This is a genomic window from Streptomyces sp. NPDC001858 (assembly GCF_053594615.1).
Map to the genome: position 1 here is coordinate 91996 of NZ_JBSFEV010000013.1, position 24850 is coordinate 116845.

The following is a 24850-nucleotide window of genomic DNA, read 5'->3' on the forward strand; positions in this document are numbered from 1 at the left end:
CTGTGCGGCCGGGAGAAGTGCCCGTCCATCACGAATCCCTACGGGGAATCCCTAAGCAACGCTTATGGCTCCGCTCCCACCTGCGCTTCTCAGTGCTGGGGCACGGCGCAGCCGTCCGGGCCGCAGGCCTGCGCGCCGCCGTCGTCGAGCAGCTTGAGCGGGGAGCGGTCGCCCCAGGCCTGGGTCAGCGCCTGGGCGAAGACTTCGGCGGGCTGGGCGCCGGACACGCCGTAGGCGCGGTCGAGGACGAAGAAGGGCACTCCGTTCGCACCGAGCTGGGCGGCCTCGCGCTCGTCGGCGCGGACCTCGTCGGCGTAGGCGGTCGGGTCGGCGAGCACCGTGCGGACGGCCTCGGCGTCGAGCCCGGCCTCGACGGCCAGCTCCACGAGCCGCTCGTCGCCCTCGGAGAAGACGGACCGCTCCTCGGCGAAGTTCGCCCGGTAGAAGATCTGGATCAGCTGGTCCTGCCGGCCCTGTTCCTTGGCGAGGTGGAGCAGCCGGTGCATGTCGAAGGTGTTGCCGTGGTCGCGGTCACGGGTGCGGTAGTCGAGGCCCTCGGCGGCGGCCTGGGTGCCGAGGTTCTCCTCGCCGGCCTGCGCCTGCGCCTCGCTCATGCCGTACTTCTTGGTGAGCATCTTGATCACGGGCTGGACATCGCTCTTGGCGCGGTCGGGGTCCAGTTCGAAGGAGCGGTGCACCACCTCGACCTGGTCGCGGTGCGGGAAGGCCTCGAGCGCCTTCTCGAAGCGGGCCTTGCCCACGTAGCACCAGGGGCAGGCGATGTCGCTCCAGATCTCGACGCGCATGTCTCGGCTCTCTTCAGGTCGTACCGGTGGCACGGAGACTCCCTCCGCCCACTGAGTGAACCTTCAATCAGCCGGTTTCATTCCCTCGGCTTCCGTCCCTCGGCTTCCGCCCCTCAGCTTCCGTCCCTCAGGTCGTCCGGCCAGTCGGTACGGAATTCGAGGTGGTCGTAGGTCACGACGCACCCCTCGCCCATCGGCGCCTGGGTCATGAAGCCGACCAGGGCGGCGCCGGTCTCCTTCTCGTCACCGAGCGTGAACAGCCGGACGAAGGTCCAGCGCTTGCCGTCCCTGGAGGCGTGGAAGGCGAAGGCACGACCGGTGCGGCTCACCCGCAGCCAGACCGAACTCCCCTCCACGGTGAAGGAGTTGGCGTCGTCGGAGTGCCCCCGGGTGACCACCGTGCAGACGGTCGCCACATCCGGGGAGTACTCCAGGCACAGCTTGGCCCAGGCCCGCTCGCCGACCTGGACGTACAACGCCCCCGCGTCGAACGCCCAGTTGAACCCCACGGTGACGCGGGCGATCAACTGGAAGTCCCCCTCGGGCGCGCCGAGCAGCCGGGGCGCGTCGGCGGCGGGGTCCAAGGCCTCCCCGGTGGGCGGCACGAACCGGTCCTGCCGGGCCCCGGCCCATCCGGTCAACACCCCGTCCTCATGGGACCAATGCCCATCGGGTCCATAGGTACGGAGGGGGAAAGGCAGTTCGGGCAGCGTGACGTCCATGCACCGATTATCCAGGGGGAGGACGCCCACTCGCTTGGGGGCGCGGGGAACTGCGCGACCGGCCCCCCACCGGCCCGCAGCCCGCGAACAACCGCACCCCAACGGCGCACCCGCAACGGCGTCCCGCGGAGCGCTACCGCTCCAGGCGACCGTTGAACCGCCGCGGAAGCCCCAGCTCGTTCTCGTCCCGAAGCTCCACCGGCAGCAGCGCCGCAGGCGTGTTCTGGTACGCCACCGGCCGCAGCCACCGCTCGATCGCCGTACCGCCCACCGACGTGGACGTCGACGTCGTCGCCGGGTACGGCCCGCCGTGGTGCTGGGCCGCCGCCACGGCGACACCCGTGGGCCACGCGTTGACCAGCACCCGCCCGGCCAGCGGGGTGAGCTCGGCGAGGATCTCCGCGCCCTGCCCCTGGCCGGCGGCCTCCCCGTCGGAGAGCTGCACGGTCGCCGTGAGGTTGCCCGGCAGCCGCGACAGCACCGCCTTGACCTCACCCTCGTCCTCGTAGCGGGCCACCACGGTGACCGGCCCGAAGCACTCCTCCAGCAGCAGGTCGTGCGCGCCCTCGGCGGCGAGCCGGGACGCGGGCACGGTCAGGAACCCCGCGCTGACGGTGTGCTCGCCGCCCGCGCCGGGCGTCACCGGCGACTCCACGTCGGCCAGCTCCGCGCGCTCGGCGACCCCGGCGATGAAGTTGTCCCGCATCCGGTGGTCGAGCAGCACGCCCGCGTCGGTGTCGCTGACCGCGTCCGTCAGCGACTTGACCAGTCCGTCGCCGGCCGCGCCGGAGGGCACCAGCACCAGGCCCGGCTTGACGCAGAACTGGCCGACGCCCATGGTCATGGACCCGGCGAGGCCGGCGCCGATGTCCTCGGCGCGCTCGACGGCGGCCGCCTCGGTCACCACGACCGGGTTCAGCGAGCCCAGCTCGCCGTGGAACGGGATCGGCGCCGGACGGGCCGCCGCCGCGTCGAACAGCGCGCGGCCGCCCCGGATCGAGCCGGTGAAGCCGGCCGCGGCGACCAGCGGGTGCTTGATCAGCTCGACGCCGGCCTCGAAGCCGTGCACCAGACCGAGCACGTCCTCCGGGATGCCGTGCTCGGCGGCGGCCGTGCGCACCACCTTCGCGACCAGCTCGGACAGCGCCGGGTGGTCGGGGTGGGACTTGACGACGACCGGGTTGCCGGCCGCCAGCGCGCTCGCGGTGTCGCCGCCCGCGACGGAGAAGGCGAAGGGGAAGTTGGACGCCGAGTACACGGCGACCACGCCGAGCGGCACCTTGTAGCGGCGCAGGTCGGGGATGGGCGGGGTGGCGGCGCCGTCCGGGTGGTTGACGACGACGTCGAGGAAGGCGCCCTCGTCGACGATGTCGGCGAACGCGCGCAGCTGGTAGCAGGTGCGGGCGAGTTCGCCGTTCAGCCGGACCGGGCCGAGCGCGGTCTCGGCGTCGGCCACCTCGACGAGCGTGTCCTTGGCCGCCTGCAGCCGGTCCGCGGCGGAGCGCAGGAACGCGGCGCGGACGGTGCGGTCGGCGAGGGAGGCGCGCGCTGCGTGCGCGGCGCGGACCACGGTGTCGACCTCCTGGGCCGTTGCCTCCACCGCAACCTGTTCACGCTGCTTCCCGGTTCGGGGGTCGACACTCCAGACTGGTGCTGCTGCCACCGCGGGTCCCTTCACAATTTGGTACTGGTTCATTCACCAGGGTCGTTCGATATACTGAACACTGTCTCTGATGATGAATATGCTGTCGGAGCGTATTTCCCGTCGAACGAAGGGGTCAAGGGCGATGTCGGCTGGCGAGACGGGGGGCGGAGCGCAGGTCAAGTCCGCGGTGCGGACGGTTGAGCTGCTGGAATACTTCGCCGGCCGCCCCGGAATGCATTCCCTCGCGTCGGTCCAGGAGGCCGTCGGATATCCGAAGTCCAGTCTCTACATGTTGCTGCGCACGCTCGTCGAACTCGGCTGGGTCGAGACGGACGCGACGGGCACGCGGTACGGCATCGGCGTCCGGGCGCTGCTCGTCGGCACGTCGTACATCGACGGCGACGAGGTGGTCGCGGCGGCCCGGCCGACGCTGGACCGGCTCTCGGACGACACGACGGAGACGATCCACCTGGCGCGGCTCGACGGCACGAACGTCGTGTACCTCGCCACCCGCCAGTCCCAGCACTATCTGCGTCCGTTCACCCGGGTCGGCCGCCGGCTCCCCGCGCACTCCACCTCCCTCGGCAAGGCGCTGCTGAGCACGTATCCCGACGAGCAGGTCCGCAAGCTGCTCCCGGAGACGTTGCCGGCGCTGACCGAGCACACGATCACCGACCGGGAGAAGCTCATCGAGGAGCTGCACCAGGTGCGGGAACAGGGCTTCGCGGTGGACCGCGAGGAGAACACCCTGGGCCTGCGCTGCTTCGGGGTGGCGATCCCGTACCGCACCCCGGCCCGGGACGCGATCAGCTGCTCGGTGCCGGTGGCCCGGCTGACCCCGGCGCACGAGCAGCTGGTCAAGGACGCCCTGTTCGACGCACGCGACCGGCTGACACTGGCGACCCGTAGGCTCTGAGGCATGCTGATCGATCTGCGCCGAGTACACGACAGCGACCTGCCGGTGTTCTACCGCCAGCAGAACGACCCCGAGGCCCTGCGGATGGCCGCCTTCACCCCGCAGGACCCGGCCGACCGGGACGCCTTCGACGCCCACTGGGAGAAGATCCGCGCCTCGTCCGCCGTGCTGCGCACGATCCTGGCCGACGGGGACGTCGTCGGCAGCGCGGCGGTGTACGGGGAGCCGGGCGAGCGCGAGGTGACGTACTGGGTGGACCGGGCGTACTGGGGCCAGGGCATCGCCACGGCGGCGCTGTCGGCGCTGGTCGCCGAGGTCCCGGAGCGTCCGCTGTTCGCGCGGGCGGCCGCCGACAACGCGGGTTCGCTGCGCGTCCTGGAGAAGTGCGGCTTCCGCGCCACCGCGCGGGCCGCCGGATTCGCGAACGCGCGCGGCGCGGAGATCGAGGAGATCGTGCTGCGCCTGGAGCGCTGAACGCGGTGTCGGGCGTCGGGTACCAGGTACCAGGTGCCGGATGTCAGCCGTCAGCTGTCAGGTGTCAGCTGTGAGATGAACGGACGATGAGAAAACGGGCGGGCGGGAACGAACCGTTCCCGCCCGTTCGTCTTTCTGTTCGCCATGAACAAAACGATCAGGCGCGCCTCGGTCTTCGCGCTGCTGCTGGTGTTCGCCCTGCTGCTGCGGGCGACCTGGGTGCAGTTCTACGAGGCACAGGCGCTCGCGGACGACACGGACAACCGGCGCAACGCGATCGAGACGTACTCGGAGCCGCTGGGGAACATCGTCGTGGCCGGAAAGGCGATCACCGGCTCGGCCGTCACGACCAGCGGCGACCTCAGATACAAGCGCACGTACACGGACGGCGAGCTGTACGCGGCGGTGACGGGCTACGCCTCGCAGAGCTACGCCCCGACCCAGCTGGAGGGCATCTACGCGGACCTGCTCAACGGCACGGACACCCGGCTGAAGACCGTGCTGGACACGGTCACGAACAAGCGGGCCGACCCGGGCAACGTGATCACCACGATCGATCCGGCCGTGCAGAAGGCCGCGTACGACGCGCTCGGGGACAAGAAGGGCGCGGCCGTCGCGATCGACCCGACGACCGGCCGGATCCTCGCGGTCGTGTCGACGCCGTCGTACGACCCCTCGTCGCTCACCGACGCCAACACCGCGGGGACGGCCTGGAAGTCACTGAACGCGGACTCCGACAAACCGCTCACCAACCGGGCGCTGCGCCAGCCGCTGGCCCCGGGCTCGACGTTCAAGCTGGTGGTGGCGGCTGCCGCGCTGGAGGACGGGCTGTACTCGTCGGTGGACGAGAAGACCGACAGCGAGGACCCGTACACCCTGCCGGGCACGCGGACGGTCCTGGCGAACGAGAACACGTCCGCGCCCTGTGAGAACGCCACGATCCGGGTCGCGCTGCAGTACTCCTGCAACAACGTGTTCGCGCACATGGCCGTCGAGCTCGGGCAGGACAAACTGAAGGCGACGGCCGAGAAGTTCGGCTTCAACGACCAGAGCCAGGACGTGCCGGTGCGCGCGTACCCGAGCGTGTACCCGTCCGACATGGACGAGTCGTCCACGGCCCTGACCGGCATCGGCCAGTTCGACGTGACGGCGACCCCGCTGCAGATGGCGATGGTGTCGGCCGCCATAGCCAACGGCGGCAAGCTGGTCTCGCCGCACATGGTCGCGCAGATCACCGACGGCAGCGGCGATGTCCTGACGGACTACGACGACGACGCGTCGTCCACGCAGATCGTCAGCTCCGACACCGCCGAGCAGTTGCAGTCGGCGATGCAGACGGTCGTCGAGAAGGGCACGGGCACGAACGCGCTCATCGACGGCGTCACCGTGGGCGGGAAGACGGGCACGGCCCAGAACGGCGAGAACAACAGCAAGGCGCCGTACGCCTGGTTCACGTCCTACGGGAAGTCCGACTCCTCCGGCAAGCAGGTGGCCGTGGCGGTCGTGGTCGAACAGTCGGACGCGGCCCGCTCCGAGGTCAGCGGCAACGGCCTGGCGGCCCCGGTGGCGAGGGCAATGATGGAGGCGGCTCTGAAGTAACCCCCTGGGGCGCACCCCCTAGGGGCGCGAGGAACTGCGCGACCAGCCACAACGGGCCCGAGCTGGTCGCGCAGCGAACCGTATTACTTCACGCCCAGAACCTGCTCGATCGGGTCGATCGCGAAGTACACGACGAACAGCACCGAAGCCCCCCACAACAGCCAGTGCACGTCCTTCGCCTTGCCGAGCACCGTCTTGATCAGCACGTACGCGACGAAGCCCGCGCCGATGCCGTTGGTGATGGAGTACGTGAACGGCATCACGGCGATGGTCAGGAACGCCGGGATGGCGATCTCGTACTTGTCCCAGTCGATGTTCTTGACCTGGGTCATCATCAGGAAGCCGACGGCGACCAGGGCCGGGGCGGCCGCCTGGAGCGGGACGATGGTGAGGATCGGCGTCAGGAACAGGGCGAGGGCGAACAGACCGCCGGTGACCAGGTTGGAGAAGCCGGTGCGCGAACCCTCGCCGACACCGGCCGCCGACTCGATGTAGGAGGTCGCGGAGGACGAGGAGGCCGCGCCGCCCGCGACCGCCGCAGCGCCGTCGATGAGCAGCACGCGGCCGAGGTGGGGCACCTGCCCCTGCTCGTCGAGGAGTCCGGCCTCCGCGCTGATGCCGACGACAGTGCCCATGGTGTCGAAGAAGTCGGACAGCACGAGCGTGAAGATCAGCAGGACGACGGTGACGGCGCCGGCCTCGCCGAACGCGCCGAACAGGCTGAAGTGGCCGAGGAGCCCGAAGTCCGGGGTGTCGACGATCTCGTCCGGCCAGGACGGCGTCGTCAGGCCCCAGGACTTGATGTCGGCGAGCGAGTCGATGACGATCGCGAGCACCGTCATGGTGACGATGCTGATCAGGATCGCGCCCTTGACCTTGCGGGCGAGCAGGCCGACGGTCAGCAGCACGCCGAGGCAGAAGACCAGGACCGGCCAGCCCGAGAGGGTGCCGGTGCCGCCGAGCTGCACGGGGACGGTGGTGCCCGCGATGTCGGGGATCCGGGTGACGAAGCCGGCGTCGACGAAGCCGATGAAGGCGATGAACAGGCCGATGCCGACGCTGATCGCCTGCTTCAGCGCCTGCGGGATGGCGTGCATGACGGCCTCGCGCAAACCGGTCACCACCAGCACGCAGATCAGCAGACCCTCCAGCACGATGAGGCCCATCGCGTCGTCCCAGCTCATCAGCGGGGCGATCTGGAAGGCGACGACCGCGTTGAGGCCGAGGCCGGCGGCGAGCGCGAGGGGCAGGTTGCCGGCGACGCCCATGATGATCGTCATGACCGCGGCCACCAGGGCGGTGGCGGTGGTGAGTTGGACGGCGTCGAGCTGATGCCCGAACTTGTCCTTTGCGCTGCCCAGGATGATGGGGTTCAGGACAAGGATGTAGGCCATGGTGAAGAACGTGGCGAAACCGCCGCGTATCTCACGGCCGAAGGTGGATCCCCGCTCGGAGATCCTGAAGAACCGGTCGACGCTGTTCACGTGCAACTCCCCTGCTGCGTGCATGATCGGGTGCGGATGCTGGCTGGATTGTTCCCTCGTTGAACCGTGCTCAGGTTTTCGCCGTGTTACGGAATCGGGCCCCCGCGCGGCTTCCCGAGGTCACATGATGTTCGAACCCCCGTACCAATCCAGGAGTTGTGTCACTGCTACGCTTCCGGATCTCCCCCGGCTCCTCCCCGGGAAGTCTGCAGGTCATCCACATGACATGCACAGTCACGCGAGAAGAGGTCACCCGTGGGCACAGTCGTCGACGACGCCGCCTCCGTGGAGTTCCATGCCTTCTTCGACCGCCACTACGCCGAACTCTCCCGGCTCGCCCATCTGCTGACCGGTGAGGCCGACGCCGCCGACGACCTGGCCGCGGACGCGCTCCTCGCCCTGTGGAACCGCTGGGACCGGGTGCGGGCCGCCGACCATCCGGTGGCGTACGCCCGCGGGGTCGTCGCCAACCTCGCCCGCACCCGCATCCGCAGCGCCGTCCGGGAGCGCCGCAGGATCGCGCTGTTCTGGTCGCAGCGCGAGGAGAAGACCGAGAACCCGGACGTCGCGGGCGTGGTGGACGTGCAGTCGGCGCTGCGTAGACTTCCGTTCCGCAAACGCGCCTGCGTGGTGCTCCGGCACGCCTTCGACCTCTCGGAGAAGGACACCGCGCTCGCCCTGGGGGTCTCGGTCGGTACGGTGAAGAGCCAGACCTCGAAGGGGATGGCCGAGTTGCAGAAGCTGCTCGGCGCCAAGGGAACTCCGCTCAAGGTGCCTGCGATGGTGCGCACCGGCCAGATCGGAGGAAGGAACCGATGACGATGCAGCGGGACGTGCACGACGAACTGCGCGCCCGGCTGCACGAGGCGGCCGAGGCGCACGAGCCCGACCGGGCGCGCATCCTGGCCCGGGTCGAGCGCGGCATGGCGGGGCAGACACAGGAGCAGGAGCGGTTCGATCACCGGGCCACCCGCCCGGCCCTGTGGGGCTGGACGCGGATCGTCGGCGCCACGGCGGCGGTCGCGGGCATGCTGGCGATCGGCGGCTACGCGGTGGCCTCCGCGGTGAAGGACGACACCGCCCCGGCGCAGCAGACGGTGTCCGTCTCCTCGCCGCCGATCGAGTCGCCGGACGCGACGAGCCGCCCGCCGGCCTCGCCGAAGGCCACGCCGAGCGCCGGCACGGGCGTGCAGGACCCGGTGCGGCCGAGCGGCTCCGCGCCGAAGAGCCCCGCCGCGACGCCCTCCGCGCCCGCGGCCACGCTGCTGCCGGGCACGGGCGACGAGGAGGACGGCCCGCTGTGGTCGGACGGCTCGGTCGACCCGCACAGCAACGACTTCTGGGCGCAGAGCAACATCACGCTGAAGTCGTCCGAGGTGCTCACCGAGCTGACCGTGCAATTGAAGGTCGCGCAGACCGGCGGCGTCTCGTCGGCCGGCGCCTGGCGTTCGCTGCCCGAGGGCGACTTCACGTTCACGGCGGCCGAGCGGGACGGCTTCCTGGTCTACACCTGGGTGCTCAAGGACGGCCGTACGGTCCCCGTGGGCGAGTGGGTGTTCGCCGGGCAGTACGACCACGACCGCGGCGGTCGCGACGCGAAGGACGACACCTACGCGGTCACCGGCGCATCGCAGAAGCAACAGGGGTCCGTGGGCGGCGACTTCGCCTCCCACGAGAGCGACGAGAGCGACGAGGGCGACTCCTAGAGAGACGCCCTCGACGTCTCGACGATCAGTTCATCGTTGCGCCGATGGTCGTCGAGCCGGTCGTGAGGAACGTGGTCGCGGGCAGAGTGCCGCTGGAACTGCGGGCGTTGTACGTGGTGCTCGCGTCCGTGGACCTGAATGCGGGCGTCGCGATGCCGGAGTCCCAGTTGTTGCCGGCCGAGGTGACGGCCGAGCCCTTGTTGACCGAGCCGCCGCCGTTGCTCACCGCCAGGTTCTTGCCGAGCTTGGCGGAGCCGGTGGCGAAGTAGTAGCCCCACTTGCTGTTGGCGTAGGCGGTGGTGCGGTTGATGACGATCGCCCCGGTGTTGGAGTTCTCGGTGAAACCGTTTCCGGCGTTGCCCCAGGCGGCCGAATTGTTGACGACGTGCGCGACGACCTCGCCGTCGCCGCCCAGTTTGTAGCCGTTGCCGTCGCCCGCGAAGGCCGAGTCCGACCAGCGGTTGACGCCGTTTCCGAAGGCCCAGGTGTGCTCGACGGTGACGGGCGACGAGAAGGACCAGAAGTCCAGTCCGTCGTCCGAGTTGTTGTAGAGGCGGGCGCCGGTGATGAGGTTGCCGGAGCCGGAGCCGTACTTCACGGCGATGCCGTCGGCGTTCTCGCCGTGGTTCGCGGCGTCGTAGTGACCGTAGGAGTCGATGTTCTTGACCGTGTTGTTCACGGTCCCGTCTCCGGTGAGGGTGAAGCCGGAGTCGCCGCCGTTGATGGTCTTGATGTTGTTCCAGTTGGTGCCGGTGCAGGACTGGCAGACGACCGCGCTGTCCGGGGAGTTCTGGAAGGTCAGGTTGGAGACGTTCCAGTAGTCGGCGGTCAGCTTGAAGATCCAGTCGCCGTCGGGGAGCGACGAGCCGTCGATCTTCACCGTCTCCGAGCCGTACGCGGTGAGCGTGATCGGCGCGGAGGAGGTGCCGTTGGCCGTGGACTGGAGGGTGGCCGTCGGGTAGTAGGTGCCGGCGCGGACCTGGATGACGGTGCCGGCGGTGGCGTTCTTGATGGCGTTGGACAGGTCGGTCGAGTTGCTGACGACCACGGTCGCGGCCTGGGCCTGGGTGGGCAGGACGACGGCGAGCCCGGCGCCCAGGGTGAGGGCGGCGAGGGCGCTGAGAGCGGTACGACGAGACATGGAGTGCGGTCCTTTCTCGTGCGGATGGGGAGGGTGGTGACGGTGGTGAGGGTGGTGACGGTGGTGAAGGTGATGACGGTGGTTCACGACAGGACGGAGTCGAGCCATGTGAAGACCTCGTCCTGCATGCGGTCGACGAAGACATGGCCGAGATCGGGCCAGGTCTTCAGGTGCAACCGCTCCTCGGCGTGGCGGGAGCGCCAGACGGCGCGCAGCTTCTCGTGGGCGACACGGACGCCGTCGGCGGGGAACAGCGGATCGAGTCCGCCGTCGAAGAACAGCATCGGCCCGGGTGCGGCGATGCTCGCCACGTCGGGGAAGTCGAGGTACCGGGGAAGCCCGGGGTGGAGCAGGTAGTAAGAGGACTGCCCGCGCAGGGTGTTGTTGCCGAGCACCATCATTTCCTTGAGGCCGGTCATCCAGCAGACGGCCGCCGCGGCGGCGAGGTCGTCGCTGAGCGCGGCCGTCTGCCAGGCGCGGAAGGCGCCCATCGAGAACCCGACGGCCGCGATCCTGCCCGGGTCGACCCGGTCGAGGCCGGCCAGGAATCCGGCGGCGCTGACGTCCTCGCGGGCCATGAGTCCGGCGAGCGAGGAGCCGAGGTTGAAGAAGTTGGAGGCGAGGGACTGCTGTTGGTCGTAGCCGAGGGGGCCGCGATCGCCCCAGCCGAGGGCGTCCGCGCAGAGCACGACGTATCCGCGCCGGGCCAGTTCGTCGCCGACGAACCGTCCGCTGAAGTAACGCTGCGACCAGGCTTGCGCCGAGGCGAGCCGGGTGTCGTCGTACCAGGGCCGGACCAACTTCTCCTTGCCGATGTCGAACTTCGCCCCGTGGTCGTGCAGCAGGAGCACGGCCGGGAAGGGGCCGGGGCCGTCCGGGGTGAGGAGCACGGCACGGACGCGTTCGTGGCGGGTGAGGGAGACGGTCACCAACTCGCCGCTGTAGCCGTCCTGTTGATGTCGATCGCTGAACTCGGGGGCGTACGGGGTCCGGTCCGGGTCCTCCCTGCCGACGATCAGCAGTTCCTCGACCTTGGCGCGGGCGGTCCGGCGCCAGCTGCGGAAGTCGCGGATCGGGGAGTTTCCCCAGGCCAGGGGGAAGGTCAGCGCGGCTTTGAGGGCGGGGTGGAAGTCGGGCAGAGGCCCGTCCACGACGGCGGCGGCTGTGGCAGCCTCCTGTACGGGCGTGGCGGCGGCCTGCGCGGGTGTGGTGGCCTGCGCGGGTGTGGCTGCCGCTCCTCCTGTCAGCAGCGTGGCCCCGGTCCCCGCCACGAACGCCCTGCGCCCCAGCGCCGCCGGGTCACGGGCGCCCATAGGGCTTCCAGTCCCCGAGATAGGTGCGCCGGGTGTGCGTGGCCGCCTCCGCGGCGGTCAGTTGCGGACGGTTTTCGGGAACCGTTGTCACCGCGCCCGGCCCGGAGTTGGCGTACTCCCTGAATCGCATGGTCTGCCAGGGGTAGGCGTCGCGCATGTTGACGTAAGGGGTTACGGCGTCGATCCCGGGGCCGATCCAGGTGTCCCGCACGACCAGCGAGGGCCAGGCGGTCGTCTCGTACGACGGCACCCAGGGCCGGGCGATCTTGTATGCCGCGTCCTCGGCACCGGAGGTGATCCGGCCGCGCAGGGCGAGAAACCCGTAGGGGTTGGCGCGGGCGGTGGCCGGGGCGAAGACCATGCCCTTGGGGGTGAAGGCCACGTCCCGCTGGAGCGTGTGGAAGTGGCAGGCGTCGAAGACCGCCCGGCCCCGCCCGAAGACGAAGTCGACGTCGCCCTCGATGTAGCAGCGGTGGAAGTACTGCCGGTCGAAGGCGTCCAGCGCGGTGGTGTCCGCGAAGAGGGTGTCCTGGTGGGCGAGGAGGCGGACGTTGTCGAAGTGCGTGCGGTCGCCGGTGACATAGGCGGCCACCGCCTGGGTGCCGGTGATCTCGGGGTGGTCGGCGCGCAGCCAGTCGTTGGCGAGGGTGAGGTCGCGGACGGTGAGTCCGGGCGCGGCGGAGGTGAAGGTGGCGGAGCCCGCGGTGCCGTAGGTGCCCGAACCGTCTGGCTTCTGCGTCCCGTTGGCGTTGTCGTGGACGAGAACGGCGGCCCGGGGGTCGCGGTCGGCGCCGCGCAGGGTCAACTCTGCTTTGCTCGCAGGGATGTTGACGACCTCGCGGTAAGTGCCGGGGTGGACGACGATCGTCCAGCCGGGGCCGGTGACCGCGTCGACGGCCCGCTGGAGGGAGTCGCCGCGGCGGACGTGCAGGACACGGCGGGATCCGGTGGCGAGGGCGGGGGCCGCCCCGGCGGCGATCAGGCCCCCGGCCGTCGCGGCCATGCCGGCCATCCCGGCCATGTTCGTGAGCAGGGTGCGTCGGCGCATGTCAGCACACGTCCTTCCACGGTCGCCAGTCGCCGAGGTAGGTTTCGCGGGTCGCCGACTCAGCTTGCTCCCGGGTGAGTTGGGGCCGGTTCTCGGGGACGGTGACGATCGCGCCCGGGCCGGTGTTGCGGTACTCGGCGAAGCGCTGGCTCTGCCAGGGGAAGGCGTCCGACATGTTGGTGTAGGGGGCGATCGCGTCGATGCCGGGGCCGAGGTGGGTGTCCCGCACAGTGAGTGCGGGTCGGGCGGTGGTGTCGGAGCTGGGCACCCAGGGGCGGGCCAGCTTGTAGAAGGCGTCGGGGGCGGCGCTGCTCACCCGGCTGCGCGTCACCAGGTGGCCGAGCGGGTTGGCGCCCGCCGTGGAGGGGGCGAAGACGAACCCGTACGGGGCGGCCGTCAGGTCGGTGCGGTTCAGGGTGCGGAAGTGGCAGTCCTCGTACACCGCGGTCGCCCGGCCGAAGACGAAGTCGACGTCGCCCTCGATGTAGCAGCGGTGGAAGTACTGGCGGGCGAAGACGGTCAGGGCGCGGGAGTCGGCGTACAGGGTGTCCTGGTGGCCGAGGAAGCGGCAATGGTGGAAGGCGGAGCGGTCGCCCTGGACCTTGATGGCGACGGCCTGGGTGCCGGCGATGTCGGGGTGGTCGGCGCGCAGCCAGTCGTTGGCGAAGGTGATCCAGCGGGCGCTGAAGCCGTCGGCCTGCACGGTCGTGGTGGCCGACCCGGTGGTGCCGTAGGTGCCGCCGCCCGGCTTGGGCGTGCCGGCGGCGTTGTCGTAGACGATTACTACGTCTTTCGCGTTCTCGGCGGCGCCGATCCAGGTGGCTTCGGGGCGGGTGACGTCGAGGGCGACCGTCTCGCGGTACACGCCCGGCGCGAGGACGAGGGTCCAGCCGCTGCCGGTGGTGGCGGCGACGGCGTCCTTGACGCCGGTGAAGTCGCCCCGGCCGAGCGGGTCGACGTACAGGGTCTGCGGGGTGCGGCGGGCGGCCGGGGAACCGTAGCGGCCGAACGGGCGCCTGCCGGCGGCGGTCGTCGCGGCCCCGGCGGCCCCGGCGGCCCCAGCGGCCCCAGCGGCCCCGGCGGCCCCGGCTGGCGGTGCGGCGAGGCCGAGCGCGGCGGCCGCCCCCGCGGATGCGGCGAGGAACCGCCTTCTTGAAACGGGATGCATGCGGGTGCTCCTTGGTGGCGGGCTTGAGGTGGCCGGGGCGGAGCGAGGCGCCGCCCCGGCAGCCGTGGGGGACGGGGATCGGCCCGGCGGATCAGCCCAGGCGTCCCGCGCCCGCGCCGCAGTCGACGATGCCGGGGACCGACCTGGCGGGGTCGACCTTGGTGCGCAGGGTCGGCGTCCAGCCCGCGCCGGACTCGAGGGTCTCGGCGGGGATCTCCGCGTTGTGCACGGCGATGAGGTCGGTGAGCGTGCCGTTGACGTAGTTGTCGGCGGCGGTGAGCGGCGCCACGTTCCACCGCTTCAGCACCTTGGCCGCGCTGACCCCGGTCGGCAGCGTGAACGCGTTGTGCTCGGCGACGAGCTGGGACTCCTTGCCGATGCCGAAGCTGTAGGCGAAGTCGCCGTTCGCGACGAAGTGGTTGTTGTAGGAGTCGACCTGTCCGAAGCGGACCCGGGGCGCGCGCTCGACCAGGTTCGAGAACAGGTTGTGGTGGAAGGTCACCTTCAGATGCCCCCGGTCGCCGACGGCCGTGGACTCGCTGTCGCTGTTGCCGACGAGGATCGTCTTGTCGTGCTCGGTGAAGACGTTCCAGGAAGCGGTTACGTAGTCGGCGCCCCGCACCACGTCCAGCTCGCCGTCGTGCTGCTGGTAGAGCATCCCGAAGTAGGTGGGCGCGGCGCTGTCCGGGTGCGAGCCGTCGGTGAACGTGTTGTGGTCCAGCCACACATGCGTGGAGCCGTAGACGACGGCGGTGTCGTACTCGGAGTTCCAGTTGCCGGTGGCCCCGTCGGTCGGGTCCCACTGCGGGAAGCAGTCGAGGGGCGACTCGAAGGCGAGGTTCCGGATGATCACGTTGTCGACGGCCTTGATCTGCAGGCTGACACCCTTGAACCCGGCGTTTCTCCCGACGCCGACGATGGTGGTGTTGGCGGGGATGTTCGCCTTGATGGCCTTGTCCTGGGCGGCGGCGGAGGCGCGCCGCAGCCCCTCGGGGCTGTCGTCGGGCTCGGCGCTGAGGTCGGTGTCCAGGCCCCAGGCCTCGGGCGAGTACCGGGCGAGGTAGGCGTCGAAGTCGTAACCGGTTGCGGCGAAGGCGTCACAGCCCTCCGCGACGGCGTCGATGACGCCCTTCACCTTGATGATCTTCGGGGCCGAGCCGGCGGCGGCGAGGGCCGCCTTGAACTCGGCCCAGGTGGTGACGGTGTAGACGTGGTCGGCGTCGGCGGCCGAGCCGCCGGTGGTCCCGGTCCCGTACGCCGCCCAGCCGTCGTTCGCGGCGAGGACCTGCCGGCCGAGGTCGCGGACGGCGGAGGGGGAGGCGGAGGCGGAGCGGGAGGTGGATTCCACCTGGGCGGCGGACGCCGTGCCGGTGACGGACAGCACCAGCGCGGTGCACCCCACCAGCGCACCAATGACGCGTGCATGACATATCTGTGTACGCACTGTGCGGGTCTCCTCTTTGTTGCGAGAACGGTTACGACAGCGGTGGTGCGAACGGTTGCGGAAGCGGTTACGACAGCGACTCGGGCCAGCTGATCCAGGACGTGGGGATCTCGTCGTGCAGCCTGCGGACGTCACACGGCGCGAGCACCCGCGTCCGCAGCAACTCCCGTGTGACGAGCCGCGCCACGGCGATCGCGCCCGGCGGATTGAAGTGCGTGTTGTCCTGCTCGGTCGCGGTCCAGTTGAAGTACGTCTTGGTCTCCTCGACCCCGAGCTCCTGCCACAGCGCGAGGGACAGGGCCTGGACGTCCAGCAGCGCCACGCCTTCCGCCGCGGCGAGCGCGCGCATGGCGGCGGGGTACTCGCCGTGCGTCGGCAGGGCGTTCCCGTCCGCGTCGAACCTGCGCCGCTCGACGGGCGTCGCGAGCACCGGCCGCGCGCCCTTGGCACGGGCGCCGCCGATATAGCGGCGCAGGTAGTCCTGGTACGTCGTCCAGGGCTCGGTGTAGCGGGTCGGATCGGTGGTCTTCTCGTCATTGTGCGCGAACTGGATCAGCAGGAAGTCCCCCGGCCGGATGGCCGCGAGGACGGCGTCCAGCCGGCCTTCGTCGACGAAGCTCTTGGAACTGCGCCCGTTCACCGCATGGTTGGCGACGGGCCGGTCGGCCCGGAGGAAGAAGGGCAGCGCCATGCCCCACCCGGTCTCGGGCGCGGCGTCGGCGTACTTCTGGGCGGCGGTGGAGTCACCGGCGATGTAGAGCGTGCGCGGCCGATCGGCGCCGGCCCGGGCAGGTGCGGCGGCGACCGCACCGAGAGGGAGGGCGGCAAGCGCCGCCGAGGTGACCTGCCTGCGGGTAAGAGACACGAGGGTGCACCTCTCGACGAGGGTTCGGTGAAATTCCCTGGGGCGCGGGGGGCTGCGCGACCGGCCACAACGGACCCGCAGCCCCCCGCGATCGAAGCCGTGCGACTACGCGTGGTTCTTCTTCCAGTCGGCCTGCGCCGTGTTCAACTGCTCGGCCACCGTGTCCAGGAAGTCCTTCGCGCTCATCTTCCCGAGCAGCACCTTCTGGAAGTTCGGCTCGTTGTCGGCCTTCGAGATCGTGTTCCAGTCGGGCAGGTAGTAGGGCAGCTGCACGATCTTCGTGGTGGTGCCCGCCAGCGCCTCGGCGGCCAGCTTCGTCGGCTCGGACTCCTGCACCCAGCTGTCCTGCGCCGCCTCCAGGTTCGCCGGCACCTGTCCCGCGGTCTTGTTCCACTTGCTGTTCGACTCGTGCGACGCGGCGAACTCGATGAACTTCCAGGCGGCCGTCTTGTTCTTGCTGGACTTGAACAGCCCGAGTCCGTCGACCGGGTTGGAGACCTGCACGCGCGTGCCGTCGTCCTGCGTCGGCGCGGGAATGCCCTTGAACTTGCCGGCCAGCGCCTTCTGGTGGTCGCCGTAGGAGCCGAGGTTGTGGCTCAGCATGCCGATGGTGCCGGAGTCCCACTGGGCGACCATCTTGGTGAAGTCGTTGTTGACGTCGGCGGACGGGGTGTCCTTCTTGTACAGACCGACGTACTTCTCCAGCGCGGCCACGTTCTTGGGGTCGTTGAGCGTGGTCTTGTCGCCGTTCCAGAACGTGGTGATGCCGCTCTGCCCGTAGGTGGCGTCGAGCGCCTGGGCAATGGATCCGGCGCCGCCGCGGATGGTGTAGCCGAACGCGTTCTTGTCCTTGTTCGTCAGCTTGTCGGCGGCCGCGTAGAAATTCGTCCAGGTGGTCGGCGCGTCCAGACCCGCCGTCTGGAACAGGTCGGTGCGGTACCACAGGGTGCCGTTGTTGGCGGAGGTCGGCACGGTGTACGCCTTGCCGTCGATGCCGGCCGCCTTGACGCCGTCGAGGAACTTGGCGTTGAGCTGGCTGTTCAGCGGGCTCTTCGCGATCCGGTCGTCCAGCGGTTCGAGCGCGCCCTGGGCGGCGACCTCGGCGAGCATGGCGGTGCCCACGCCGCCGACGTCGGGCAGTCCGCCGCCCTGGATGGCGGTGTCGTACTTGGACTGGACGCTGTCGGCGGGCACCCCGACGTACTTGACCTTGATGTCCGGGTTCGCCTTCTCGAAGTCGGCGATGATCTCCTTCCAGATGTCGGTGCGGACACCGCCGTTGTTGTCCCAGAACGTGATCTCGCCCTTGCCGGAGCCGTCGCCCCCCTTGTCCCCCGCCGCGCCGCTGCCGTCGTCGCCGCAGGCGGTGGCGGTCAGCGCGAGCACGGAGCCCAGGGCGACGGCCAGGGCGGCGCGCCTGCTTCTGCGGATGCTGCTCTTCATGTGATCGGCTCTCTTCTTCTGGATCCCGACGGAGATATGAAGTTGTGGGGGGTCGGTGAGTGGCGCCCCCGGGGACCGGGGTCAGTGGGCGGCGGTGCCGGTGCGGGCGTACGGCGCCCAGCCGTCCGTGCCCTTGAGGTAGTTCGCGACGGTGTACGCCTTCGCGTCGGCGTCGGTCAGCTGCGGCCGGTCGGCCGAGGCGGTCGCGCCGGGCCCGTGGTTGCGGTACTCGGCGAACCGCGCGTCGCGCCACGAGAACCCGCTCATGTCGGTCCACGGCGTGGACTTGACCGCCGCCGGCAGCACGGTGTCCCGGATCAGCACCTGCGCGACCGCCGCCGGCTCCCCGCCCGGATGCCACGGCCGTCCCAGATGGAAGGAGTCGGCCGGGGCGTCGCTGACGACCTTCGACCGGGTGATCAGGAACCCGTAGGGGTTGCCGGTCCAGGTCGAAGCCGCCGTCAGGTAACCGTTGTTGGTGGTCGATCCGCGGCTCAGCAGCCGGATGACCGAGCGGTCGATCACGGTCGTGGCCCGCCCGTAGACGAAGTCGACGTCGCCCTCGATGTAGGAGTCGCGGAGGTAGACCCGGCTGACGGTGGTCAGCTTGGGGCTGTCGGTCATCAGCGTGTCCTGGTTGCCCAGGAAGGCGGTGTTCTCGAAGACGATCCGGTCGCCGGTCGTCTTCATCGCGAGCGCCTGCTCGCCGTTCAGCTCGACCGCGGCCTCGTCGAAGTCGTTGCTGAAGGTCAGGTTGCGGGCGGTGACGTCGTTCGCGGCGATCCGGACGGTGGCGCTTCCCGTCGAGCCCCCGTACGCGGCGGGCGTGTCGTGGACGATGACGGTGTCCGAGCGATCGCGGCCGGTCCCCAGGAGCAGGAGGTTCGGCTTGGTCGCCGGGACGAGGACCTTCTCGCGGTACGTGCCCGGCGCGACGGCCACGGTCACGGCGTCGGCGTTGCCCTCGGGCACGGCGTCGACGGCGGACTGGACGGTCGGGTAATCGGCCGGAACGTGCAGCGTCACGGCGGCGCCGATCCGCTTCTGCGGTCCGGAGTAGCGGGTGACCAGCGCGGGAACCGCGGCCGCGGGATCCAGCCGGTAGGCGTAGAACTCCCGCGGATCGAAGGCCGCGCCCCATGCGTCGGTGCGTCCACTGGTGTTCTTCAGGATCGACCCGCGCTGCACCAGCTCGGCGGTCGCGTCCGCCTGGTAGGGGTGCTGGACACCGTCGTAGTAACCGTTCTCGATGACCATCTTCGTGCGGCCCCGCGACCAGTTCCCGTACGTCCACACCGGGTCCCCGTCGACGACCTGCGCGGAGACGTAGTTGTTGTACAGGTGGGCGTAGGCGCAGTTGTCCGCCGAGGGATTGCGCTGCTTGGTGCCGGTGAACCAGTTGTGGTCGATGGTGATCTGGGTGAGGGCATTGGTCGTCCAGCCGATGCCGAACGCCTTGTTGTGGTTCGTGAACCGGTTGTAGGAAACGGTGACGTACTGACTGTCCTTGCGGATGTCGAGCAGTCCGTCGCCCATGTGCGTGAAGCGGTTGTGATCGATCCAGACGTGGTCGACGGTGTCCAGCTGGATCGCGTCGAAGTCGGTCGTCTTGCCGTCCCAGTCGCCCTCGACGTAGGAGTCGCGGATCGTCAGGTTGCGGATGATCACGTTGTGCGTGCCGGGGTTCAGATGCAGTTCGCCGTGCACGATCTCGCCGGTGTCGCCGACGCCGATGATCGTCTTGTTCGAGGTCACGACGATGTCGGAGCCGAAGGGCTCGACGGCCACCGCGCCCTTGACCCGGATGACGTACGGCTCCTCGGCGGCCGCGTACCGCGCCAGCGAGGCCTGGTCGGCGACCGTGACGACCTTGCCGCCGGCGCCTCCGGTGGTGCCGCCGGCGAGCGAGGCGAAGCCATGGGCCCGGTCGGTCCAACGGTCCGCCGCACCGGCGGAAGCCACCCCGGCCTCCGCCCCGCCAGCGGCTTCCGCCCCATCGGCGGCCTCCGCCCCGTCGGCGGCATGCGGCGCAGCGGCGGTGTTCGGCACGGCAACAGCGTTCGGCGCGGCGGTGGCTTCGGTCTCGCCGACGGCGCCCAGGCACAGAGCCGCCACCAGGCCGACGACGGCCGCCAGGACCGCACCCGGTCTCGGCAAGCGCTTGCTAGGGAAGTGCGACATTGCGGCTCCCAACAGGCGTACAGGGAAAGTGAGTCAGAGAGGTCTGATCCGGAACGCGTCGAACGAGGCCGCCCCGGCGTGGCCCATCCCGACGGGCGCGAGGGCGAAGAGGCCGAGCAGGGCGCCGACCCAGCGCCACGGGGTCGCGGCGAAGACGGGACCTGAATAGCGCAGGCCCTCGCCGTCGCCGACGTCGTAGGCGAATCGGCAACGGGCTCCGGAACCGATTTCTATGCGCAGTCGCGCCCGGCCCTCGGGGGCGAGCCGTGGATGGGCCGCGTCCCGCTCCGTTTCCGCAACCGGTTCCGCAAAGCGATGCACGAGGTGGACGGCGCCGTCGGCTCCCCGCTGGAGGCCGATCCAGCCGAAGGCGTCCCCGAGGACCGCAAGACCGGCGCGTGCTCCCGGCTCCTCGCTGTGCAGCCGCAGCTCCACCTCGACGGCGGACGGCAGCCCGGGCAGGCGCTGGGTGAGGACGTTCGGCAGGGTGCGCAGATCGTGCGCGTCGGCCGTCCGTACGCAGGTCAGGCGCAGTCCGTCGGCGGAGTGCTGGGTGGCCCAGCCGTCCTGCGGATTGGCCGTCCACGACCACTGGCGGCCGAAGCGTCCACCGGGGAAGTCGTCGTCGGTCGCGGGCGCCACCGGCGGCGCGGCGGGCAGGTCGGGCCGCCGGTGCGCCAGGACGGGGGCGCCCTCGTCGCCGATGACCGGCCAGCTGTCCGTCCCCCAGCGCATGGGCTGGAGGTGGACGACCCGGCCGTAGGCGCCGCGCTGCTGGAAGTGCACGAACCAGTCCTCGCCGGACGCGGTGCGCACCCAGCCGCCCTGGTGGGGGCCGTTGACCTCGGTGTCCTTCTGTGCCAGGACGATCCGCTCCTCGTAGGGGCCGAAGAAGTCCCGTGCGCGCAGCGCGCCCTGCCAGCCGGTCTCCACTCCCCCGGCGGGCGCGAGGATCCAGTACCAGCCGTCGTGGCGGTAGAGCTTCGGCCCTTCGAGGGTGAACCAGCCGGGGATCCGGTCGCCTTCGACGATCAGCTTGCCCTCGTCGAGGACGGCCGTTCCCTCCGGGTGCATCCGGTGCCCGGTGAGCCGGTTCTTGACGCCGGCCCGGGACTTCGCCCAGGCGTGCACCAGGTAGGCCTCGCCGCTCTCCTCGTCCCACAGCGGGCAGGGGTCGATGAGCCCCTTGCCCGCCTTCACCAGGTGCGGACGGCTCCAAGAGCCCCTGATCTCGGGCGCGTTGACCTGGAAGATGCCCTGGTCGGGGTCGCCCCAGAAGATCCAGAAACGGTCGTCGTGGTGCCGGAGCGAGGGCGCCCAGACACCGCAGTCGTGCCGCGGGGTCCTGAACTCCTCGGCCGGTTCCAGGCGTTCGAGGGCGTGCCCGACCAGCGTCCAGTGGACCAGGTCGCGCGAGTGCAGCAGCGGCAGACCGGGGGCGCGGCCGAAGCTGGAGGCGGTGAGGTAGAAGTCGTCGCCCACGCGCACGACGTCCGGGTCGGACCAGTCGGCGTTCAGGATCGGGTTCGTGTACATCCCGGACTGCTCGTCCGTCAGTAGCTGCTCGTCCCTCAGTGGCTGCTCGTCCGTCACTGGGTGACCGCCTTCCTGACCAGGGCCGCCGCTTCGCCGCGGTCCGGGCGGCCGTCGGCGACGACGGTGACGATGCGGCGGACGGCCGTCTCGCCGGGCGGGATCGGCAGCCGCTCGGCCGAGGCCAGCGAGGAGCCGACGCCCGGGTACTCGGCGGTGCGGACGAACCAGGGGTCGCGGCGGGTGGCGTCGGTGGCGCCCGCGAAGACGAGCGTCCAGCCGGCGCCCGCCAGGGCGAGCCAGTCGGCGCGGGTCCCGTGGATCGAGGCCTCGCCCTCGGCGTCGGCGGTGAAGACGTCGGGGGCCGCGTCCTCCTTCCGGGCGCGCCAGAAGAAGCCGCCGTAGGCCGCGCCGGGGCGGCCGTTGGTGGCCGGGCTGCCGATGGACAGGGGTGCGGAGGTGACGTTGGTGAGGGAGAAGGTGAAGTCCAACGCCCAGGCCGTGTCGGTGAGTTCGGTGGCCGCGACCGTACGGCGCTCGCGCAGCAGCTCGGTTCCGGAGGCGACCCAGCGCAGCTCCTCCACGAAGCCGTCGGGGTCGCGGAGTTGGAAGGAGCCGTGGCGCTGGGCGCCGTGGTTGTCGAGCTCGGTCGGGCCCTGGTCGCGGACGTAGGTACGGCCGCCCCAGAAGTTGTGCCCCTCGACGTCGGGTACGGCTACACCGACGCCGAGGTGGTGGGTGTGGTCGGCCGGGCTCAGTTCGGTGACGGCCGTGCCGGCCAGGGTGGTGACGGGGTGCAGGTAGGGGCGCGGGGAGAGCCGGGCGGGCAGCTCGGGCCGGGTGACGTACCGGCCGACCGGGCGGCCTGCGACACGCAGGACGACCGGTGAGTCGGGTGCCGGTGCGGTCATCAGGGGCTCACCTCTTTCGGGTGCGCGGTCGTGAACGCCCAGGGGGCGCCCAGTTCGGAGTAGAGGGCGAGGGTGTCGGCGGCGGCCGCGACGAGCCCGTCGATGCCGGGGACGACGCGTCGGTCCTCGTCAGCGATCAAGTGCCAGGCGTCGTCGGGCAGTTGCACGGGGTCGGGGGCCGTCCGGATCGCCTCGACGACTCGCATGAACGACTCGGTGGCGGTGGGCGGGACGAGCAGCCGCGCGCCGTCGGTGAGGTGGTCGACGAGGTTCTCCAGCAGGTCGGTGCTGCCGTACTCCAGTTCCTCGGGGCCGTGGTCGGCCCGCTGGAGCAGCACGCGGTCCTGCTTGTACCAGTAGGTGATCCGGCCGCGGTCGCCGTGCACGACGACGTACGGGTCGTCGGGGTCCTCGGCGCACAGCGTGGCCGCGACGACGATCCGCAGGCCGTCGGCGGTGGTGACGCGGACGCAGGAGGTGTCGTCGGAGGCGATGGCGTTGGCGTGGGCCAGTTCGGTCTCGATGCCGGTGACGTCCTCGGCGCGGGTGGCGCCGGCCAGCGCGAGGGCGGTGGCGACGGCGTGCGCGAGCGGGTTGGTGAGCGCGCCGTCGATCACGTCGACGCCGTTCAGCCGCCGCTTGCCCGCCCAGGGCGCCCTTCGGTAGTAGCCCTGCGCGCGGGCCCAGGCTCCGGCGCCGCCGACGCCGTCCACCGCGCCGATCGCACCGTCGTCGATCAGCTTGCGGATCGCGGGCACGGCGTGCGAGCCCAGCGACTGGAAGCCGATCTGGCAGACCACGCCCGCCTCGGCGACCCCGTCGGCCATCCGGCGGAACTCGGCGTAGGACGGGGCGGGCGGCTTCTCCAGGAGCAGGTGGACGCCCTTGCCGGCCGCGATCAGGGCCAGGTCGGTGTGGGTCGGGATCGGGGTGCAGATCACCGCGATCCGGGCGCCGGTGGTGTCGAGGAGCGTGCCGAAGTCGGCGGACTGCTCAGGAGTGCCGAGGCCCTCGGGGATCTCGGCCGGGGTCAGCGGGGTCAGCTCGCAGATGCCCGCCAGCCGGACGATGCCCTTGTCCTGGAGCCGTCGGATGTTGTCCAGGTGCCAGCGGCCGTGGCCGCGCGCGCCCGCGAGAACGATGGGAATGCTCATGGGATCCTCCCTGCGCCTGCGCCGCGTGCCACCTCGCGGTCGGCTGCCGCGGCGCTGTCGATCTTTGTGTGCAGGGTAGGCGTCCAGCCGACGTCCGCCGTGAGATCCCGCTCGCTGCCGCTGTTGTACGCGTTGTAGATGGCGAGGAGATCCACGGGCCGGCCGTTGAAAAGGGTGCCCGTCTGGTGCAGGGCGGTGCCGTTCCAGCTCTTGACCAGGTCGGCGACCTCCACATGTCCCGGGGTGTGGAAGGCGTTGTTCTCGGCGTAGATCGCGGACTCGGTCGACACCCCGAGCGAGTAGCGGTACGCAGCGCCTTCGGGGACCACATACCGGTTGTCGTACAGGTGCACCTGCCCGAAGCGGACGCGCGGCGCGCGCTGGACGACGGACTCGAACTGGTTGTGATGCACGGTTACCCGGAGTTTTCCGCGGTCGCCGGTGGCGGTGTCGCCGCTGCCGATGAGCATCGCCTTGTCGTGGCCGGCGAACCGGCTCCAGGAGACGGTGACCAGGTCGGAGCCGTTGGTGATGTCGAGCAGGCCGTCGTGGCGGAGGTAGTTGCGGGCGAAGTAGGTGGGCTCGTCCTCGTCCGGGTGGCCCTGGTCGCTCGCGGTGATGTGGTCGACCCAGACGTGGGTCGCGCCGCTCAGCCAGATGTTGTCGTACGCCGTCTTCCAGTCGCCGAGGCCGCCGGTGTTGGGCTGCCAGACGGGGAAGCAGTCGTAGGCGTCGCGCAGGTCGAGGTTGCGCAGGATGACGTTGTCGGCGTTCTTGACCTGGAGGCTCGCGCCCTTGAGGACGGCGCCGCGGCCGAGGCCCACGATGGTGGTGTTGGAGCCGACGGGCAGCACGATCCGCTCGGCCTGTTTCGCGGCCGACGCCTGCCGGGCCTCCTCCTGCGGGCCGCTCGGCTTGGCGGCGCCCCAGGTGCGGGGGTCGTAGGCGGCGAGGTAGGCCTTCGGGCGGTAGCCGTCGGTGGCGTAGTCGGCGCAGTCCAGGCGGTCTCCGTCGTCGTCGGTGTTGGCGTCGATCGTCCCGGCGATCCTGATGATCTTCGGGGTGTCGCTGCCGCCGTCGAGAGCACGGACGAGTCCGGCGCGGTCGGTGACCGTGTGGACGTGGGCGTCGTCGGCGGCCGCGCCTCCGGTGGTGCCCTCGCCGGCGGCGGCCCAGCCGTCGTTCGCGGGCAGGGTGTCACGGCTGATGTCCCGGGCGTCGTCGGCGCGGGCGGGGACGCAGAGGGCTCCCAACACCGTGGCTGTGACGGCGATCTGACGGAGTCTCATTCTGCCTT

Annotated in this window: 21 protein-coding genes; 5 read left to right on the top strand and 16 right to left on the bottom strand. The window is 70.6% G+C overall.

Annotated elements, in window-relative coordinates; genetic code table 11:
- Positions 1-89 precede the first annotated feature (89 nt).
- The 3 genes from ACWCPF_RS20630 to ACWCPF_RS20640 form a co-directional block, all read right to left on the bottom strand.
- The gene (locus ACWCPF_RS20630; RefSeq protein ID WP_451046489.1) at positions 90-806 is read right to left on the bottom strand and encodes a DsbA family oxidoreductase; all 717 of its coding nucleotides are present in this window, start codon (positions 804-806) and stop codon (positions 90-92) included.
- 113 nt (positions 807-919) lie between these two features.
- The gene (locus tag ACWCPF_RS20635) at positions 920-1528 is read right to left on the bottom strand and encodes a DUF1349 domain-containing protein (RefSeq protein ID WP_451046490.1); all 609 of its coding nucleotides are present in this window, start codon (positions 1526-1528) and stop codon (positions 920-922) included.
- 133 nt (positions 1529-1661) lie between these two features.
- Positions 1662-3191, bottom strand: coding sequence for an aldehyde dehydrogenase (NADP(+)) (locus ACWCPF_RS20640; RefSeq protein ID WP_451046491.1), 1530 nt, complete (start codon positions 3189-3191; stop codon positions 1662-1664).
- Positions 3192-3315: 124 nt separating this feature from the next.
- Between ACWCPF_RS20640 and ACWCPF_RS20645 the strand changes: the two genes are divergently transcribed.
- From ACWCPF_RS20645 to ACWCPF_RS20655, 3 genes are all read left to right on the top strand, one after another.
- Positions 3316-4089, top strand: coding sequence for an IclR family transcriptional regulator (locus ACWCPF_RS20645; protein ID WP_451046492.1), 774 nt, complete (start codon positions 3316-3318; stop codon positions 4087-4089).
- 3 nt (positions 4090-4092) lie between these two features.
- Positions 4093-4563: a GNAT family N-acetyltransferase gene (locus tag ACWCPF_RS20650; RefSeq protein ID WP_451046493.1), complete on the top strand. Its 471-nt coding sequence runs from the start codon at positions 4093-4095 to the stop codon at positions 4561-4563.
- A 144-nt stretch (positions 4564-4707) separates the two neighbouring features.
- On the top strand, positions 4708-6162 hold the full coding sequence (locus ACWCPF_RS20655; protein WP_451046494.1) for a peptidoglycan D,D-transpeptidase FtsI family protein: 1455 nt from the start codon (positions 4708-4710) through the stop codon (positions 6160-6162).
- Positions 6163-6245: 83 nt separating this feature from the next.
- On the opposite strand, the gene ACWCPF_RS20660 is transcribed toward ACWCPF_RS20655, so the two are convergent.
- Positions 6246-7646 (bottom strand): NCS2 family permease, encoded by a 1401-nt coding sequence (locus ACWCPF_RS20660; RefSeq protein WP_451046495.1) that lies wholly within the window; start codon positions 7644-7646, stop codon positions 6246-6248.
- Between the two features lie 255 nt (positions 7647-7901).
- Between ACWCPF_RS20660 and ACWCPF_RS20665 the strand changes: the two genes are divergently transcribed.
- Positions 7902-8465: a SigE family RNA polymerase sigma factor gene (locus ACWCPF_RS20665; protein WP_451046496.1), complete on the top strand. Its 564-nt coding sequence runs from the start codon at positions 7902-7904 to the stop codon at positions 8463-8465.
- A complete protein-coding gene (locus ACWCPF_RS20670) occupies positions 8462-9352 on the top strand; it encodes a hypothetical protein (RefSeq protein ID WP_451046497.1) in 891 nt (296 codons plus the stop codon). The genes ACWCPF_RS20665 and ACWCPF_RS20670 overlap by 4 nt, the downstream gene beginning before the upstream one ends.
- Positions 9353-9377: 25 nt before the next feature.
- Here the strand turns inward: ACWCPF_RS20670 and ACWCPF_RS20675 are convergent, their stop codons facing one another.
- The 12 genes from ACWCPF_RS20675 to ACWCPF_RS20730 all read right to left on the bottom strand — a co-directional run bounded on the left by ACWCPF_RS20675 (position 9378) and on the right by ACWCPF_RS20730 (position 24842).
- Positions 9378-10493 carry a right-handed parallel beta-helix repeat-containing protein gene (locus ACWCPF_RS20675; protein ID WP_451046498.1) on the bottom strand — a complete coding sequence of 372 codons (1116 nt, stop codon included), beginning with the start codon at positions 10491-10493 and terminating at the stop codon, positions 9378-9380.
- Positions 10494-10576: 83 nt separating this feature from the next.
- A complete protein-coding gene (locus tag ACWCPF_RS20680; RefSeq protein WP_451046499.1) occupies positions 10577-11806 on the bottom strand; it encodes a dienelactone hydrolase family protein in 1230 nt (409 codons plus the stop codon).
- Positions 11793-12854 carry a pectinesterase family protein gene (locus tag ACWCPF_RS20685; RefSeq protein ID WP_451046500.1) on the bottom strand — a complete coding sequence of 354 codons (1062 nt, stop codon included), beginning with the start codon at positions 12852-12854 and terminating at the stop codon, positions 11793-11795. Before ACWCPF_RS20685 ends, ACWCPF_RS20680 begins: the two co-directional genes overlap by 14 nt.
- A 1-nt stretch (position 12855) precedes the next feature.
- Positions 12856-14022 (bottom strand): pectinesterase family protein, encoded by a 1167-nt coding sequence (locus ACWCPF_RS20690; RefSeq protein WP_451046501.1) that lies wholly within the window; start codon positions 14020-14022, stop codon positions 12856-12858.
- Between the two features lie 91 nt (positions 14023-14113).
- Entirely contained in the window at positions 14114-15466 is a 1353-nt protein-coding gene (locus ACWCPF_RS20695; RefSeq protein ID WP_451046502.1) for a pectate lyase family protein, read from the bottom strand.
- Between the two features lie 67 nt (positions 15467-15533).
- Positions 15534-16331 (bottom strand): rhamnogalacturonan acetylesterase, encoded by a 798-nt coding sequence (locus ACWCPF_RS20700; RefSeq protein ID WP_451046503.1) that lies wholly within the window; start codon positions 16329-16331, stop codon positions 15534-15536.
- A gap of 105 nt (positions 16332-16436) precedes the next feature.
- Entirely contained in the window at positions 16437-17774 is a 1338-nt protein-coding gene (locus ACWCPF_RS20705; protein ID WP_451046504.1) for an ABC transporter substrate-binding protein, read from the bottom strand.
- Positions 17775-17855: 81 nt separating this feature from the next.
- Entirely contained in the window at positions 17856-19955 is a 2100-nt protein-coding gene (locus tag ACWCPF_RS20710; RefSeq protein ID WP_451046505.1) for a pectinesterase family protein, read from the bottom strand.
- Positions 19956-19988: 33 nt separating this feature from the next.
- Positions 19989-21491, bottom strand: a complete 1503-nt coding sequence (locus ACWCPF_RS20715; RefSeq protein WP_451046574.1) for a family 43 glycosylhydrolase — start codon at positions 21489-21491, stop codon at positions 19989-19991.
- 53 nt (positions 21492-21544) lie between these two features.
- Positions 21545-22399 carry a DUF6807 domain-containing protein gene (locus ACWCPF_RS20720; protein WP_451046506.1) on the bottom strand — a complete coding sequence of 285 codons (855 nt, stop codon included), beginning with the start codon at positions 22397-22399 and terminating at the stop codon, positions 21545-21547.
- Positions 22399-23553, bottom strand: a complete 1155-nt coding sequence (locus tag ACWCPF_RS20725) for a Gfo/Idh/MocA family protein (protein WP_451046507.1) — start codon at positions 23551-23553, stop codon at positions 22399-22401. Before ACWCPF_RS20725 ends, ACWCPF_RS20720 begins: the two co-directional genes overlap by 1 nt.
- Positions 23550-24842 carry a pectate lyase family protein gene (locus ACWCPF_RS20730; RefSeq protein WP_451046508.1) on the bottom strand — a complete coding sequence of 431 codons (1293 nt, stop codon included), beginning with the start codon at positions 24840-24842 and terminating at the stop codon, positions 23550-23552. Before ACWCPF_RS20730 ends, ACWCPF_RS20725 begins: the two co-directional genes overlap by 4 nt.
- Between the last annotated feature and the right edge of the window lie 8 nt (positions 24843-24850).